Below are 15,268 nucleotides of genomic sequence, written 5' to 3' on the forward strand. Positions count from 1 at the left end.
CCATCCCTTCCGTTAAAATGATCCTCTGCTGCCGCTATGCGAATGGCCGCCGCTGGTGGTTCCGCCCCCTCCGCCTGATGAGCTGCTGCTACTGCTCTTTTCAATCTTCCGCTTCGTTGTCGTGGTGTGGGTGTACAGATCTTGATGTGCCAGAACCCCTGACGTGCTTGCATCCTCGTAGGTCTGTCGATTTACCGTAACCCGACCGCCGGAACTCGAAACCATCTTACCTACAATAATAGACGCCAATCCCAGCGCAATCGCCAAGTGAAGCCAGCCTTTGAAAAATATACTGTCTGGATTCACCCCTGGGCGGATGGCCAAATATTTGTGCGCACCGAGAATATACTTTTGGAATGCAAGTCCATAGTTGCCATTCGTCAGATCCGGGGTAATTTCATGGCGGATTTTCGTAAGCCTGTCGTCATCCAGATACCGTTCTGCCTTATAAAACCCGGCCAAGTACACCTCTCTATTCCTCATATCCATCGTTAAAATAACTGCATTTCCATGAGCCCTGTCATATCCCGGACCATGATCATCATAAAAATCCTGTGTCATCTTCATAACATCCATATTGTCGGGATTGTTAGTCGTATAAATAATAATGTCTGTCTCTCTCGCGGCACCGTATTGATTAGCCATAGAGTTCAACACATCATACTCTTCCTGATTAAGTAGACCCGCCTCGTCAAAAATCAATGGCTTCATCTCTGTCGTTGCTGCTTCGCCCTTCATTTCCATAGGAACCGCTAGAAAAACAGCAAAGAACAACAAAACGGCCACAATCGCTCTATATTTTTTCAATAGAATTCTCCCCCCATGATCAACCAAGTGGTTAACCTTAATGAAAAGAGAGTTATGCCGAAAATGCCTGCAAACCAAGCCGTCACTTTGAACTTGCTAATCGGAGGCTTACCAACTACCTTGCCCGTCTGACCGTTCATCGCAAACGTATGCTCCAATTGATTGTAGTCATAGTGGATGACCCATACCGGGAGCAAGACATAATCCGCTTGCTTTAATGTAGTATCAATTTGCTTTTCCGTGTAACTCACGGACGTATACTCTGACACCGTAGACTGAATATAAGCATCAATATATTCCTTCACTTTGTCTTTCACGCGCGGGAAAAGCTCCTCTTCGTTATAACTATACTTTTCCGCAATATAGCCCGCTAGATATGGCGTTTTAAAAGGTTTGAGCTGATCATAAGGAAAAGGTTCCAATTTATCCATCAGCTCGTCATTCATTTTCTCCGCAGCATCAATCGGAACCTTCACGTAATTCAAACGGATTTTCCGATATACATCAAAATGCTTCGTTTCTGTATATTCGTAATCTCCGCTCGTATAGGTTCTCACTTGGGTACCTTCACCTTGAACCTCAATTTGATTATGTAATTCATATAACCAGAAGGGGACATACATACCGGTTATTCCCTTGATTCGGTCGGCTATCTTGAATTGGTTCGGTGTCAGACGGCCTTTCTTGCACCATTTTTTGAACGCAGCTATGGCTTCTTCCTTGCTGATCGAAAAAGGAATAACCTGCGCCGGAGCCAGCTTCCCGGTCAGTCGATCACCCAGTACCACGGCAGAACCACAAAAGCTGCACACCGTTGCACTCGTCTCCACTTCGGTCATAATCACTGCTCCACAGTTATTGCAATGATACTCATGGGCCTCATCTTCTGAAAAAACACGATTGGTCAGAGGATCAGGAATCGTATCGATGTTGTCCTCTCTTCCGCAGCTATGGCAAGACAACATTCCTGTCTCACTGTCAAAGACCATGCCGCTGCCGCAGTTGGGGCATTTGTATTCGATAACCGGCATCTGCTCACCTCTCCATGTAGAAACTATTATGATTCTTTGGAATTGATTTTCTGCTTGATTGCAGCCAGCTCATCTTCTGCATTGGTACTCTTCTCATATTGTGCAAATAACGCATCTAGGTCGTCCTTCGTCTCTCCCCGGAGCTCGGCTATCGCCATCGCTTCATCATAAGCCTTGTTTGCCTTCTCTTCCAAGGCCTCGAAGACAGAATCATGGTCGCCCATAGAATTCAAGGCTTGCTGTGCTTTGGCGACTGCCAGCTTCCCTTTAAGTTCGGCACGCCGCGCTTCCAGCCGCCCTATATCGGACACCAATTTCTCCTGCATTTGTTTCATATGTACGGCGTTTGCCGAAGCTAATTCATAAGAGGTCTGTAACGATTCCAGTTTCTCTGCCTGCAAGATTTTACGTTCCAGAAACTTTCGAGCCTCATCTTCATTGCCAGCTTCCACAGACTTACTTGCATAATGCTGGAGCTTTTTGATCTCAGCTCTACATTCATCCAGTGCTCTTTTCGCTCTTTTCTCATCAGCTAGTACCGAGGTCGTTTCCGCCTTCACCTTGCCCAGATCACTGTTCAAGTTCCGCATATAATCATCAATGGTCTTCTCCGGATCGCTCGCCTTATCCAATAAGGCGCTGATATTCACCTTCATAATATCCTTAAACCTTGATAAAATCCCCATGATGCCCTCCTTCAAAAAGACTGCATTCCCCCATATCATACATCATATCCGGTTAAAAATGTTCATCATTCATCATAGCTATATCCAGACTTATCGCATCCTTTCCACTATTACTAAAAGCAAAGGGTTCAAAAACCCTCTACAGATTTTTGAACCCTTCGAATTCATTCTTGTAGATTACAGTTCTTCATAGGAATTGGGGTCCTGATCCCATAGCCGTCCATCTTCCCTGTTAAGCGCTGAAATCACGTTCATTTCCTCTGGTGACAACTCAAAATCAAAAATGTCCAGATTTTCCGTCTGATGTTTTACAGAAGAAGCCTTGGGAATTGGGATCGCTCCCAGTTGAATGTGCCAACGTAAAATCGCTTGGGTCGCGGTTTTGCCATGAGCAGCGGCAATTTTCCCAATCTCCTCGTTCTCCATCATGCTGTGACCGCGCCCCAAGGGGCTCCATGATTCCGTCACAATGCCCTGTTCAGCATCTTTGGTACGCTGATGCTCCTGATTAAATAATGGATGCAGTTCAACCTGATTGATGCTCGGCGCGATACCTGTTTCCCTAATCAATCGTTCATTATGCTCAGGCAGGAAATTGCAGACTCCGATCGAACGAATATAGCCCCGCTTCTTCGCCTCAATCAATGCCTGCCAGGCTTCAACATAACGATCGATTTTGGGATTCGGCCAATGGATCAAGTACAGATCATAATAGTCCAAACCGCCTCTATATAATGACTCTTCGATCGTGACAATGGCTTCCTGATACGCATGTCGACGACCTGGAAGTTTGGAGCAAATCAACAATTCTTCTCTCGGTACTGAACTCTGCTGGACAGCTTTCCCGACAGCGCCCTCATTTTCATAGTTAAAAGCTGTGTCAATCAGGCGGTAACCCGCATCAATCGCGCCGGCTATCACTTTTACTCCATCTGCACCCTTCAATCCAGCAGTTCCAAATCCAATGACAGGCACCTTAGTGCCGTCATTCAATACCTTATCCGGAATTAGATGGTTCATATTAGCAGCCTCCTTTACGATTCTCTTCTACCATAACACCTCTTCAATACTCAGACAAAATACAGTGGATACAGTGAATCAATTCGTTCCCCATATACTTATTACCCACCAGCTCGTGACTTCCCTATTTAAACTCTCTCTATGCCATATCAAAAAGTGCCTGATCCCCATTGAAATCATACTTGAATTCAAGAGGTCAGGCACTTCTATACTACTACCAAATCATATATTCCAGCTCATGCTTGACTGCTTGGTTGTCCAACACAAAGCTGAAATGTACTATACTTTTTTATTTCAGGCCTTCCCATACCCAGTTCTCTACCTCTGGCAAGTCAATGCCTTCTTCACGAATAAACTGATGATGTTTCTTAACCACTGCATCCATTTCATCCGCAATATTTGTGTACTTTCCAGCGTTAGGCAAGCTTAGAACAGCTTCCTTCACCAAGTCAAAACGGTCCATTTGATTCAATACACGCATATCAAATGGTGTTGTAATATCGCCGTTTTCACGGTAACCATGTACATGCAGGTTATGGTTATGACGATCAAAGAACAGATCTTTGATCAGACCTTCGTAGCCATGGAAAGCGAACACAACTGGTTTGTCCTTTGTGAAAAATCGATCAAACTCAGCGTCAGATAATCCACGAGGATCTAACTTCTGGCTTCTCAGCTTCAGTAAGTCTACTACATTGATGTAGCGAATCTTCAAGTCAGGCAGTTTTTTATGCAAGATCGAGATTGCAGCTAAGCTTTCAATCGTTGGCTCTGTACCGGCAGAAGCGATGACAATATCAGGCTCTCCACCTTGATCTGTACTTGCCCAGTCAATAATCTTCAAGCCCTTGTCCACCAATTCCTTCGCTTCATCAGCAGAGAACCATTGTGGACGTGGGTGTTTGGACGAAACAATTAAATTGATCTTTTGACGGTCATTTAAAATGGTATCAAAAACAGCTAGCAGAGAGTTGGCGTCAGCTGGCAAATACTCACGAATAAATTCTGGTTTCTTATCAGCCAAATGTCCCAACAAGCCTGGATCTTGGTGTGTATAACCATTATGATCCTGTTGGAAGACCGTTGAAGTAGCTACAACATTCAATGATGGGATATCTGCACGCCATCCTTGATCCGTTGCTTTACGCAGCCATTTGAAGTGTTGAGTGATCATCGAGTCAACCACGCGCAGGAAGGCTTCGTAACTTGCAAAGAAACCATGACGACCTGTTAACACATACCCTTCCAGCAATCCTTCAGCTTGGTGCTCGGATAATTGTGAATCAATAACACGACCATACGATGACAAGAATTCATCATTAGGCTCAATGATTTGATCCATCCATTGGCGTTTGGTTACTTCAAAAACAGGTGCCAAGCGATTAGACATCGTTTCATCAGGTCCGAAGATTCTGAAATTGCGATTCTCTTCATTTAAAACAACCACATCTTTAACGTATTTGCCCAATACCGACATATCTTGCGCAATCACTTTACCAGGCGTGGAGTTATCCAGTGCATAGTTGCGGAAATCTGGCAATTTCAAGTCTTTAATAAGGTTACCCGCATTCGCAACAGGGTTCATTCCCATTCGTTTATCGCCTGTAGGCAAAATTTCAGCAATCTCAGGTTTTAAACGACCATTTTCATCGAACAATTCCTCTGGTCTATAGCTATTCAGCCATTCTAATAAAGCAGGTGCGTGCTGCATATTTTTTTGATCGACTGGAATTGGAACCTGGTGGGCACGGAACGAATTTGTATTCGGCACGCCATCCCATTCCTTTGGACCTGTCCAGCCTTTAGGGGAACGGAAGATAAGCACTGGCCACGCCGGACGAGTAAGGTCATTATTTTCACGCGCATTCTTTTGAATAGCTTCAATCTTCTCGATGGCAGTATCCAATACTTTCGCCATTTCTGGGTGCATGTGATCAGGATCTTCACCTTCAACAAAGAATGGTTCCCAACCCAAACCTTTAAAGAACGAGGTTAGCTCTTCTTTTGATTGGCGAGACATAATCGTTGGGTTACTAATTTTGAAGCCATTTAAGTGTAAGATCGGCAGCACTGCGCCATCCGTGATTGGATTGATAAATCGGTTAGAGAACCACGAAGCGGCCAATGGACCCGTTTCAGCTTCACCATCCCCAATAACAACAGCCGAAATCAGATTCGGATTATCTAAAATAGCACCCACACCATGAGACAGAGAATAGCCCAGCTCCCCACCTTCATGGATAGATCCAGGTGTTTCAGGCGCAGCATGTGACGCAATACCGCCAGGGAATGAAAATTGTTTGAACAGTTTTTTCATACCTGGGATATCCTGCGTGATTTGCGGATAAATTTCGGTGTAGCTTCCATCAAGATATGAATTTGAAACCATCACTTGGCCGCCGTGACCAGGACCTTCAATGTAAAGCATGTTCAAATCATATTTATTAATAACACGATTAAGATGAGCATAAATAAAGTTTTGGCCTGGAATCGTGCCCCAGTGTCCAATAGGCTTAACCTTTACATCCGAATCTTTCAAAGGTTCTCTCAACAAAGGATTGTCTTTTAAATAAAGCTGACCTACTGAAATGTAGTTCGTTGCACGCCAGTATGCATCAAGTTTTTCCAAATATGTTTTAGACGAGTAATCTTCTAACACGGGTGATAAAGCCATGGTGTCCACTCCCTAGTAATTTTGTTTGTAATTTATTTCCGGAAATTTCATCTACATGTACATCATAACGCTACGCTGAATTAATTCAATCTTTTTCACAAGTGATACGGTCCAATTTTGTGAATTTTTGAACATACTATGAAATATAAATTAAAAAGACAGTAAAAAAGCTCTTACATTAAAATATATAGCAGGATAAACCAATAAAATTTGTGATAAATGAAGAGTTTGCAGACTCTAATCCTTTTTCAAAACCATAAAAAAAAGACCGGAGAATTCTCCAGTCTGTTCATTAGTGTACCGATACAAAGGTATTAAATTTCAAATATTTGTAGTGAAATCGCATATGCGAAAATTCAAATGGGGTACCGTTATCCAAAAAGAAAACACCCTCCATAATGCCTACGGGTTCATTTTCTTTTAATTGCAGTAGCTTTTGATCATTCTCTTCAGACGGTTCTGCAAAAATAGATAAAAAGGATTTGGTGACAGCCAGGTTCCGCGAGTCCTCCAAATAATTAAAAATGGAACCCTCAATAATGGTCTGATTTAAGTCCTGGACAATTTTAATGGGGATATAGCCCGTTTCGATCATAAATGGATCATCATCAAACAGACGCAAGCGAACGATTTTATACACAAAATCATGAGTGTCCAAGAACAAATCGCGCTGTAGTTCTTCTGTCGGTGGAATGACCTCAAAACTCAATACTTTGATTTTTGGCTTTTTGCCATGCATTTGAAAATTATCAGTAACTCCTAGATTAGAGCCCTCGTAGTTAAAGATAGATTCATTTCTTATGTATAAGGGATTAATAAATGTCCCGGAACCTTGTTTTTTGAAAATAATTCCGACACTCTCCATTTTAGTCAGAGCACGTTTAATGGAACTACGACTAACCTGGTAAGTCTCACTAAGACTACGTTCATCTGGCAATCTCATATCTGCAAACTTTCCAGCGAAAATTTTCATTTTAAGATCGTCAATAATTTGCTTATAGACAAATTGTGTCATATAGTACTCCTCTTTCAGGTCTTCTATAACTCCATATAGTTTACCATAAACATGCCCATTTCATCTCATGTTTGTTTGTGTCCCTTTTACTTTACATCCTTATGCATAATGCTGCCATGACATATACATCACACCCACATTAACATCCGCATAGGACCAAGCCTGTTTCGAACTTTGTGGGTTGTTTGACTAGACCAGGCTAAAATCCTTGAATACATTGTTATTATTTATCTCGTTCAAGGGTTCTCTAATCAGAATGGTGGGGGGAGATCACATTGGCTATCCGCTACAGCGTCATCATTCCAACCTATAATCGCGCCCAACAGTTGTTGCTCACACTCGCTTCCTTTGAAACACAAACCTATCCGAAGCAACTATTCGAGGTCATTGTAGCTGATGACGGCTCTACAGATGGGACGAAAGAAATGGTCGAAGGCTTCAAAGCATCCTATCCTCTTATCTATGTGTCACACCCGGAACAACGCGGTCGATCTGCCGTTCGAAATTTGGGACTGCGCCGAGCAAAAGGGCTATACATCATTTTCTGTGACGCTGACTTTTTGGTGCTGCCTCATTTCATTAAAACCGTGAGCCGTTATCACCGCAAGTATCCCAAATCCGTGCTTTCAGGCATTCCTCACTCGTGGGACGATGCATTTACCCACTATCACCCTGACTTTTCTGTAGAAGAAAAAGAACATTGTCGGAGTATACTTACACACTCAGGCTTGTGGAACCCCGACTTTGAAACAGCGAATGAAATTGTTCCGATCATCACCCCTGATGATGTCCTGCATCAAACAGGTACACTGTCTAAAGTCGTCAGCCCCACTAGGGTTCCGCCCAGTACTCAAAAACAATTTGCCTCAACGGACGTAGCTCCCTGGATGATGCTAGTAACTCGTTGTGTAGCCATCAGACGCAACCACTTGATTCGTATTGGAGGTTTTAATGAACGGTTTGTGCTGTACGGACTCGAAGACTGGGATCTTGGCTATAGACTGCATCGCTTAAAAATCCCTTTTTATTGCATCAAAGAGGTGGTCGGGTATCATCAGGAGCATCCAACCCATCTTAGAGGTAACGTTTTAAATACGGAAAATTTAAGAATCATGTATGAAACTTACGGATTCAATGACTCCTCGTTAAATTTATTCGCTCTGATTCCTCCATCCGAGGATTTTGAAACCTACAAAAATACACTGCGAGTATTACGCAGGGGACTCCGTTCCAGGTTAACACGTTCATCAGCCATGTTGTTGAGAAGGACACTACGCATTGCTGCCAAGCAGTTTTATTATCACAACAGCACCCCAGCATACCAGCAATCATTACGAGCGATACAAAGGAAAGCTGAGAACCGGAAAAGCCGAGTCGCTCACGTGCTAAGAGAAATGCTGAAAAAGTCCGAAAGGCTGGTGGAATAAAAAGAGACCGGAGGTCACGAGACACATAAGTCGTTGCGGGAGATTCCATTTTCAGGTGGTAATCCATTAGATGAAAAATCCACAATCGAAAAAGATTGTGGATTTACGTGACTTCATCTGGATGCAAAACAGCAGTCATTTCATTTACTTTTGTTTATCTGTTAATGTTCTCACTTCAATAGGATGCAGGTTTGCCTCGATCTGAGCCCGCTGCGGTTCATACCACTCTGGTAGCATTAATTTCTGCCCCAAAGATTCCGCAGGTTCATCGTTAGCAAATCCCGGTGGATCTGTAGCAATTTCAAATAGTATGCCGCCCGCTTCTCTGAAATATATCGCATTAAAATATTGGCGGTCGATGATTGGGGTCGGCTGATAGCCATAATGCTGGACGGTGCTTCTCCAGTCTTCATGTTGCTCGAAATCTTTTGCGCGCCATGCAATGTGGTGTACCGTGCCTGCTCCACCAAAGCCTAAACCCATTTTCGCAAGCGGAACATCCACGATATTACCGATTTCTCCTACAGATTGATAACGAGCATATTCGGCGTCTTCGTCGATTTTCGTAAATCCGAGTATGCTCTGCAATGCATCCATCGTTTTCTGTGGATTGACGCTAAATAGCACGGCACCTCCGAACCCTTTAATGGCGTTATCAGCCGAAATACCATCATAAGACCAAGTACTGTTCGCTCCTTCTGCACGTTCAACAAGCTCAAGACGTAGACCCTCATTATCCTCGAATTGAAGATATTGTTCATTAAAACGGCTTGTTTTCGTAACTTCAATCCCAAAGCTTTGCAAACGATGCTGCCAAAAATCAAGTGAACCTGGCGGTACCACATACGAGGTTATGCCTACCTGACCGCCTCCGATTCGCCCTTTGGGAGTTCCTGGTGCCGGGAAAAAAGTAATAATCGTTCCGGGACTTCCTACCTCGTTACCAAAATACAAGTGGTAAACCTCAGGAGCATCGAAGTTGATCGTTTTCTTCACTAACCGAAGTCCAAGAATACCTGCATAGAAATCGACATTTGCCTGCGGATTACCAGCAAAAGCTGTAATATGATGAATACCTGTAGTTTGAAGTGACATATAGAATCCTCCTTTAATCGTAGAAATCCTTATTTTTACCATTGGTCATTTTTAATGACTTAGGTTCATGTATTAATGAAGCATTGCATCAATGGAATATGAACCTGCACCTGTCAACGCAATACCGACTACGACAGCAATAAGAACCAGCGGATATTCATAGCCATTAGCTGTGGCCCAGATCCCGTTTTGACCATGTACTTTGACAATCGCTCCAAGCATCGTCATTGTAATCAACAGTGCAGCCAGTGGAGTAAGCAGTCCTACAGCAAATAGAGCTCCTCCTAGCAATTCCATCAATCCAGCGACCACGGCCATCAATACTCCGGGCTTGATCCCGATTGATTCCATCCAACCACCAGTACCTTTGGGACCATAGCCACCAAACCAGCCAAAAAGCTTCTGAGCCCCGTGCCCCACAAATAGCAATCCTACTACCAAACGTATCAACAACAGTCCACTCGCCAACATAAAATCACGCTCCATATTATATTTATCATTTAAAGATTTTTAAATTAGAGATATTAGATAAAGCTAAATTCATGGTTTAACGATTTTAGCCTGCTCTCTTCTAAGTTTTTCAGGGGTAACATCATCTCCATTTGGATCATAAATCGTAGCGTTCAAGAGAATGCTTTGTACAGAGCCCCGGAAGATTTGAAGGTATTCCTTGCGAAGATCCATTTGCTCCGTTTTTTCAATTTCAGTTAACCCAACTTCTTTTGCTTTGTTTGCCAACTGATTAATTCTTTCTAAAATCGCAATCATGTGTATACCTCCTATTTAGAATTTGTCGTTGTTTTATCTTTAATTTATTTATCTTGATATAAAGATATAATATTTTTTTATTCTTGTCAACACTTTATTAAAAAGAGAAGAAGATAAACCCTTGAGTTGCTTTTAACCCCCATAATATTAAGGCCATCTCCGTACTGATATTACTTGTATGTTAAACGTACTATTGCCGTAACCAGACCATCGTAGGTACGATGGATATCCTAATAAGATCGTTTCTTTATCTGGATATCCATCGGGTACGAATGCGAAGCAACCTTCAGCTCAAATGTATACACGTCCTGAATACAATTCCGAAACCTAACGGCTTCGAAACAGACTCTTAGTCCAGCTCCTGTCCATCATTTTCAATCTGAATATGACCACAATACAGACACTGATGGGTACAGTTTTGTGTCAAAGCAGGCTGTCCTTCGATCTTCACATCACTTTTGCCATTTAGCCACGGCATGGTCAGGATTGGAACACACGGAGCCTTCTTCACGCCATAGATGTCCACCATCTCACTTGCTTGCACAGCTGGATTTAAGGGACTGGAGCAATTTCCAAAAGACTGAATGTTCACCCCTGGAACGTAATCTCCAATGTTCATTTGTGCTTTGTTTTTTACGTAGACGCCATGGCTAAAAGGTCTCTTCAAACGGGTAGGTTGTGTGCCATAACTACAACTTAAGATCGCTCCTGCCACGACATAGCTTTTTTTTGCACCCGTTCCCGGCCTTACCTGGGCTTCTCCCACTTATCCCATCCTCCTTAATGCTTCTATCTCAACTCTTTGCACTCGAATACCTGTAAAAGATCGGCGCAGCAGACTTTCTGCCACGGCCAAATGAATATAGATATGAGGTTCGATCAGTCCCTCAATTCGAAAAACAGGGGGCTCTATCTCCCCCTGTCTCAGTATCAAACGCTTCAACGTACCATTGGGGTACCATTCCGTTTGTGCGGACAAACAGTCCACCATCGGCGGACGAAGCACCCAGTATACCTCCTGTCTGGCCTGCTGGAAGTCGGTAAGGATGGCTGCTTTCCACTTCAGTTCCGGCATATATTTCTCTAATAATACTTTCATCCGATCGGACACCAGTGGTAGGGGAAATCCCAAAAAATCCGGGTACACTGTTCGTGGATCGGTATGTACAGCCAAAAAAAGTGGTTCGTCCTGCTGTTGCTGTCCCTCAGCCTCCGTCAGGATATCTTCTACTTGTAAAGGAGACAGCGAAGCAGGCTCCACCCGATGCTTTACCCGCTCGTCTACCATTAGTCGAAAATATCTCAGTGCAGCCACCCCCTTTTGCTAGTAACATCCCTTACCTGTATAGACCATTCTAAACCAATGGCTCCTCTACGCTGTTCATCGGTAAAAATAACTCCTTGTACGTTTGCACCCGTAAAATCAGCCCCGATCAAGCAAGCCTCTTTAAAGGATGCACCTGTCACATCTGCTCCAACAAAGCAGGCATTCGTGAGGTCTGCCCCGTCCAAGGACGCTTTTTGTAGTAACGCCTCTTGAAATATGGCTCCTCGCAACTGTGCATCATGAAAACGGGCTCCCTGCAAGCTCGCCCCTGTGAAATCTACGCTGGCAAAACCCAATGGCTCCCAATCCAATGAAGCATCTGATCCATATCCGGCGTTACCCATAACGACATCCAATATGGCCCCTTTCATCGAGCATCCGCTAAAATTGGCCCCATGAAGCAAGCTGTATGTCAAATCGATTCCATTTAGCTGACTTTCCTGCCACACCGTTCCTACCAGGATACAACCATGCAGTCGGCTATGCTCCATTCTGATTTGGCGAAAGGCTGTATAACGGAAATCCAACAGGCTGTAATCCCCATCCGATAGTTCAACTTGGGTCAACGCTTGATAGCTGTACGCATGTTCTTCTTTTTCCTCCAACCACGACTGGATTTCATTGGCCTCCATAGCTCTGCGATCTTCTCGATATACCGACACACTATGATCCATATATTCCCCCACACGAATCTCGAACGTCTCATTTCGCTCCAGTTCTTGAAACTCCGGCAAGCACACCGCCTGTTTCATTGCCAAACGCAACGCATCCACAACAAGCGCATGAATGTGTATCGCTGCTTCCAGCATAGCCTGCTCCCATTCAAGCTCTGATAGAGAAACATGCTGCTTCTCTACCTCCCTTCGCAATTGTTGCTGCAAATCAGTCCAGTAGGAATATGCCCAGCTTGTATCCCAGTCCAATCTGATCGGCTGCGGATCAAACATCCATAAAGCATCGGAAGCCTCTACGAGATAACTAGGCCGTTCTTCCAGCCACGTGGTACGTAGCATAGAGTACGTAATATAACCGATCCTTCCTTTTCTTCCTTGAAGCTGCTCTTGCCGAATGTGCTGGCAATATCCCCGAAACTCTTCGACACAGGCCTGAATCCGTTGCTCCTGCGTCACCTTGAACTTCAGTGCCCAGTCTCTGCGGATGAGAAACCACGCCTGATTCAAAATGACCTGCCATTGCGATTCGAACTCATCGATAGGCTTCTCCATTTGTACTCAACCACCACCTAAAGCTCTCATAAATTCATATCTTCAGGCTGATGCCATTCATCCGCTGCCCTACAGCCTAATTCGACTTCACTTCACTGCCCTTCATATCCGCTGATCCACTCAATTGAATATGACTGCCACTACAATCCATACGTAGCTCACTGCCTGCGGACAAATTCATCGTTTTCCCTGCTGACAGGCTCAGGTTCCCCCCCGCCGAGATACTCACCTGTTTATTGCTCACAATATGAATGCCTTCCTTGTCGTCCAGCTTGATGAAAATAGCACCATCCTTACCCGTCACGACCAGTTCATCCGGACCCAAACGGATTTCTTTTCCATGAGGTGTTCGCCATATTTTCATCTGCGGATTGGAAAGCTTGTTATGCCCGCTTCCTCTGTCTGCACGTCGGACTGCACTACCCGCTACCCCATCCTCTTCACGGCTGCCCGGAAAATAGAGTGAAACCGGGTCCCCTTTTTCCGGCATCACATACCATCCTGTATGTCCCCCACCGCTATACACCGTCGAATAGTTGAACCAATGCGCCTGATCGACCGCCTGCTTCTCGTCGCAATCCAGATGGATACGTACCTGATCCTGACGCACGTCCACGACCACTCCGCCTAACGAAGCACCTGCCAGCTTTTCCTGAAAGTAGCCTTTCTGCCGTAAGCCTTTGTACGAGGCAAGCACATATTGATGCCGCAATAGCCCTTGCCTCATCTCCGTATAAGCCTCAATGACATACAAACTGTGTCCCTGAAAGGTCAACTGAGCGCCCAAATCCAGCACCTCGTCTGTCTCCACCTCATAAAAAATAAAATCATTTTCGTTCACCTTCGCCTGCTCATTCTCCTGAAAATAGCGAAAAGGCAGCATCTGCTTGCGTACCGTATAACGGGTATGATCCAGCACGACCTGTGCAGGGCTGTCTTCAATGCCAAAATAAAATTTGGGACTATCAAAACGCGACACCGGCATCAGGCTCGTATGATAACGGGAAGCCATGCGTCTTAAAAAAGCCCAATCCGTCTCCTGATACTGGATGGCAATCCGTCCGATAGGCTCTCCACCGGTCGCTCCATCAATCACATCCAACCCTTCATAATCCTTACCAATCTGCTCCAGCATCTGAGGAATCGTCATTTTGGTATATTGAAAAGAACGGGTACGTTGCTGAATATCCATCCGATAAGTATGGGAAATAGCCTCTACCTCCAGATAGTACACATCCCGTACAACCTTCACTTCGACCGATAACGCAATCCCGCTGAATAGCGGCTTACTTTCACCCGATTCATTGCGCTGGCTCACCTCAATCACAGTGTTCTTTTCCGTTGTTTCCACATAGCTGTCCTGCATCTCTTCCGGGATGATCCCTGTAAAATAGAGCCGGGTATGCTCATTGATTTTCTTTGTGAGGGTAAGCTGCTCCAGCTCAACCAGTTCGTAGGGGTGAATTTGGATATTATCGTAGCCCAGACTCATAGCGAATCCGCTCCTTTCTCAAGCGTAGGTTGTAAAAGCAAAGAGACTGCATGAAGCGATTGCGCTGTATTTTCCGCTACAGGCAGCCATACCTCCATGTCCGATTCCATACAGTTAAACGTCCCCATCATCACCTGTCCTTCATGGGTGAACAGCAGAATTTCGTTGTACAAATTCGTATCCACGCCTGCAGCTATAAAACGGATCATGCCAATGGACAGACCGGAATGATTTACGATCACTTGAGTGCCCATCCAGTTACGGATTGGTTGTACAGAACGCAAAACATCCGCCATCTGTTCCACAAAATCAGAAAGCTCCTCGTCTGCCAAAGTGGATTCTGTCCGATTAAAGGTGATATTCACCGTTCCATCCTCCGAGGTATAAATGACCTCTGGGCGATACTCCGAAGGATACTTAAATTTGGCCTGCTCCAGTGGCATCAAACTAAAAGATTTCGGCAAGCTTACCTCCAATTGTCCGTCCAAAATCATCTTCCATTCCAACGTGGTGAACTCATCACCTAACCGCAACGCCATATTTTTTCCAGACACGGATTGATCCCGATCAGATATAATAGTTTGAGAAAGACTCGTATTTACGTTATTAGATGCAACACCATAATTAAGCCTATTTTTTAGACTTAAAATATGCTCGTCCATATAGCTCATAGGGCTAGTCCCTTCTTCGTAAAAAAGAT

15 protein-coding genes are annotated in these 15,268 nt (G+C 44.3%); 1 reads left to right on the forward strand and 14 read right to left on the reverse strand.

The features are described 5' to 3' along the window. Window positions 1-12 precede the first annotated feature (12 nt). From ABEW32_RS14490 to ABEW32_RS14515, 6 genes are all read right to left on the reverse strand, one after another. On the reverse strand, window positions 13-807 hold the full coding sequence (locus tag ABEW32_RS14490; RefSeq protein WP_430188698.1) for a TPM domain-containing protein: 795 nt from the start codon (window positions 805-807) through the stop codon (window positions 13-15). Then, the gene (locus ABEW32_RS14495) at window positions 804-1,838 is read right to left on the reverse strand and encodes a TFIIB-type zinc ribbon-containing protein (protein WP_430188700.1); all 1,035 of its coding nucleotides are present in this window, start codon (window positions 1,836-1,838) and stop codon (window positions 804-806) included. The genes ABEW32_RS14490 and ABEW32_RS14495 overlap by 4 nt, the downstream gene beginning before the upstream one ends. Window positions 1,839-1,864: 26 nt before the next feature. Further along, the gene (locus ABEW32_RS14500; protein WP_430188701.1) at window positions 1,865-2,524 is read right to left on the reverse strand and encodes a PspA/IM30 family protein; all 660 of its coding nucleotides are present in this window, start codon (window positions 2,522-2,524) and stop codon (window positions 1,865-1,867) included. A 177-nt stretch (window positions 2,525-2,701) separates the two neighbouring features. Further along, window positions 2,702-3,544, reverse strand: coding sequence for an aldo/keto reductase (locus ABEW32_RS14505; protein WP_430188703.1), 843 nt, complete (start codon window positions 3,542-3,544; stop codon window positions 2,702-2,704). Window positions 3,545-3,833: 289 nt separating this feature from the next. After that, window positions 3,834-6,218, reverse strand: coding sequence for a phosphoketolase family protein (locus ABEW32_RS14510; RefSeq protein ID WP_430188705.1), 2,385 nt, complete (start codon window positions 6,216-6,218; stop codon window positions 3,834-3,836). 292 nt (window positions 6,219-6,510) lie between these two features. Continuing rightward, window positions 6,511-7,233 carry a GntR family transcriptional regulator gene (locus tag ABEW32_RS14515; protein ID WP_016820141.1) on the reverse strand — a complete coding sequence of 241 codons (723 nt, stop codon included), beginning with the start codon at window positions 7,231-7,233 and terminating at the stop codon, window positions 6,511-6,513. A 275-nt stretch (window positions 7,234-7,508) separates the two neighbouring features. Here ABEW32_RS14515 and ABEW32_RS14520 point away from each other — a divergent pair, with 275 nt between their 5' ends. Then, complete coding sequence (locus ABEW32_RS14520; RefSeq protein ID WP_430188707.1) at window positions 7,509-8,660, forward strand: glycosyltransferase; 1,152 nt, start codon at window positions 7,509-7,511, stop codon at window positions 8,658-8,660. A gap of 144 nt (window positions 8,661-8,804) precedes the next feature. Here the strand turns inward: ABEW32_RS14520 and ABEW32_RS14525 are convergent, their stop codons facing one another. The 8 genes from ABEW32_RS14525 to ABEW32_RS14560 form a co-directional block, all read right to left on the reverse strand. Continuing rightward, a complete protein-coding gene (locus ABEW32_RS14525) occupies window positions 8,805-9,755 on the reverse strand; it encodes a ring-cleaving dioxygenase (protein ID WP_430188708.1) in 951 nt (316 codons plus the stop codon). A 72-nt stretch (window positions 9,756-9,827) separates the two neighbouring features. Further along, a complete protein-coding gene (locus ABEW32_RS14530) occupies window positions 9,828-10,226 on the reverse strand; it encodes a DoxX family protein (RefSeq protein ID WP_430188710.1) in 399 nt (132 codons plus the stop codon). Between the two features lie 69 nt (window positions 10,227-10,295). Next, entirely contained in the window at window positions 10,296-10,523 is a 228-nt protein-coding gene (locus tag ABEW32_RS14535; protein WP_016820137.1) for a DUF896 domain-containing protein, read from the reverse strand. Window positions 10,524-10,872: 349 nt separating this feature from the next. Beyond that, a complete protein-coding gene (locus ABEW32_RS14540; protein ID WP_430188711.1) occupies window positions 10,873-11,289 on the reverse strand; it encodes a DUF4280 domain-containing protein in 417 nt (138 codons plus the stop codon). Then, window positions 11,290-11,811, reverse strand: coding sequence for a hypothetical protein (locus ABEW32_RS14545; protein WP_430188712.1), 522 nt, complete (start codon window positions 11,809-11,811; stop codon window positions 11,290-11,292). Window positions 11,812-11,825: 14 nt separating this feature from the next. Then, window positions 11,826-13,076, reverse strand: coding sequence for a pentapeptide repeat-containing protein (locus ABEW32_RS14550; protein ID WP_430188714.1), 1,251 nt, complete (start codon window positions 13,074-13,076; stop codon window positions 11,826-11,828). Between the two features lie 76 nt (window positions 13,077-13,152). Beyond that, window positions 13,153-14,568: a hypothetical protein gene (locus ABEW32_RS14555; RefSeq protein ID WP_430188715.1), complete on the reverse strand. Its 1,416-nt coding sequence runs from the start codon at window positions 14,566-14,568 to the stop codon at window positions 13,153-13,155. After that, window positions 14,565-15,239, reverse strand: coding sequence for a hypothetical protein (locus ABEW32_RS14560; protein ID WP_430188716.1), 675 nt, complete (start codon window positions 15,237-15,239; stop codon window positions 14,565-14,567). The genes ABEW32_RS14555 and ABEW32_RS14560 overlap by 4 nt, the downstream gene beginning before the upstream one ends. Between the last annotated feature and the right edge of the window lie 29 nt (window positions 15,240-15,268).

It is taken from the genome of Paenibacillus jamilae (assembly GCF_050482105.1).
GTDB classification, from domain to species: Bacteria; Bacillota; Bacilli; order Paenibacillales; family Paenibacillaceae; genus Paenibacillus; species Paenibacillus jamilae_B.

What these genes read in the sequence shown, in the direction of transcription:
- ABEW32_RS14495 (WP_430188700.1), bottom strand. Translation starts at nt 1,838, where the DNA reads ATGCCGGTTATCGAATACAAATGCCCCAACTGCGGCAGCGGCATGGTC.
- ABEW32_RS14500 (WP_430188701.1), bottom strand. Translation starts at nt 2,524, where the DNA reads ATGGGGATTTTATCAAGGTTTAAGGATATTATGAAGGTGAATATCAGC.
- ABEW32_RS14505 (WP_430188703.1), bottom strand. Translation starts at nt 3,544, where the DNA reads ATGAACCATCTAATTCCGGATAAGGTATTGAATGACGGCACTAAGGTG.
- ABEW32_RS14510 (WP_430188705.1), bottom strand. Translation starts at nt 6,218, where the DNA reads ATGGCTTTATCACCCGTGTTAGAAGATTACTCGTCTAAAACATATTTG.
- ABEW32_RS14515 (WP_016820141.1), bottom strand. Translation starts at nt 7,233, where the DNA reads ATGACACAATTTGTCTATAAGCAAATTATTGACGATCTTAAAATGAAA.
- ABEW32_RS14525 (WP_430188708.1), bottom strand. Translation starts at nt 9,755, where the DNA reads ATGTCACTTCAAACTACAGGTATTCATCATATTACAGCTTTTGCTGGT.
- ABEW32_RS14530 (WP_430188710.1), bottom strand. Translation starts at nt 10,226, where the DNA reads ATGTTGGCGAGTGGACTGTTGTTGATACGTTTGGTAGTAGGATTGCTA.
- ABEW32_RS14535 (WP_016820137.1), bottom strand. Translation starts at nt 10,523, where the DNA reads ATGATTGCGATTTTAGAAAGAATTAATCAGTTGGCAAACAAAGCAAAA.
- ABEW32_RS14545 (WP_430188712.1), bottom strand. Translation starts at nt 11,811, where the DNA reads ATGGTAGACGAGCGGGTAAAGCATCGGGTGGAGCCTGCTTCGCTGTCT.
- ABEW32_RS14550 (WP_430188714.1), bottom strand. Translation starts at nt 13,076, where the DNA reads ATGGAGAAGCCTATCGATGAGTTCGAATCGCAATGGCAGGTCATTTTG.
- ABEW32_RS14555 (WP_430188715.1), bottom strand. Translation starts at nt 14,568, where the DNA reads ATGAGTCTGGGCTACGATAATATCCAAATTCACCCCTACGAACTGGTT.
- ABEW32_RS14560 (WP_430188716.1), bottom strand. Translation starts at nt 15,239, where the DNA reads ATGAGCTATATGGACGAGCATATTTTAAGTCTAAAAAATAGGCTTAAT.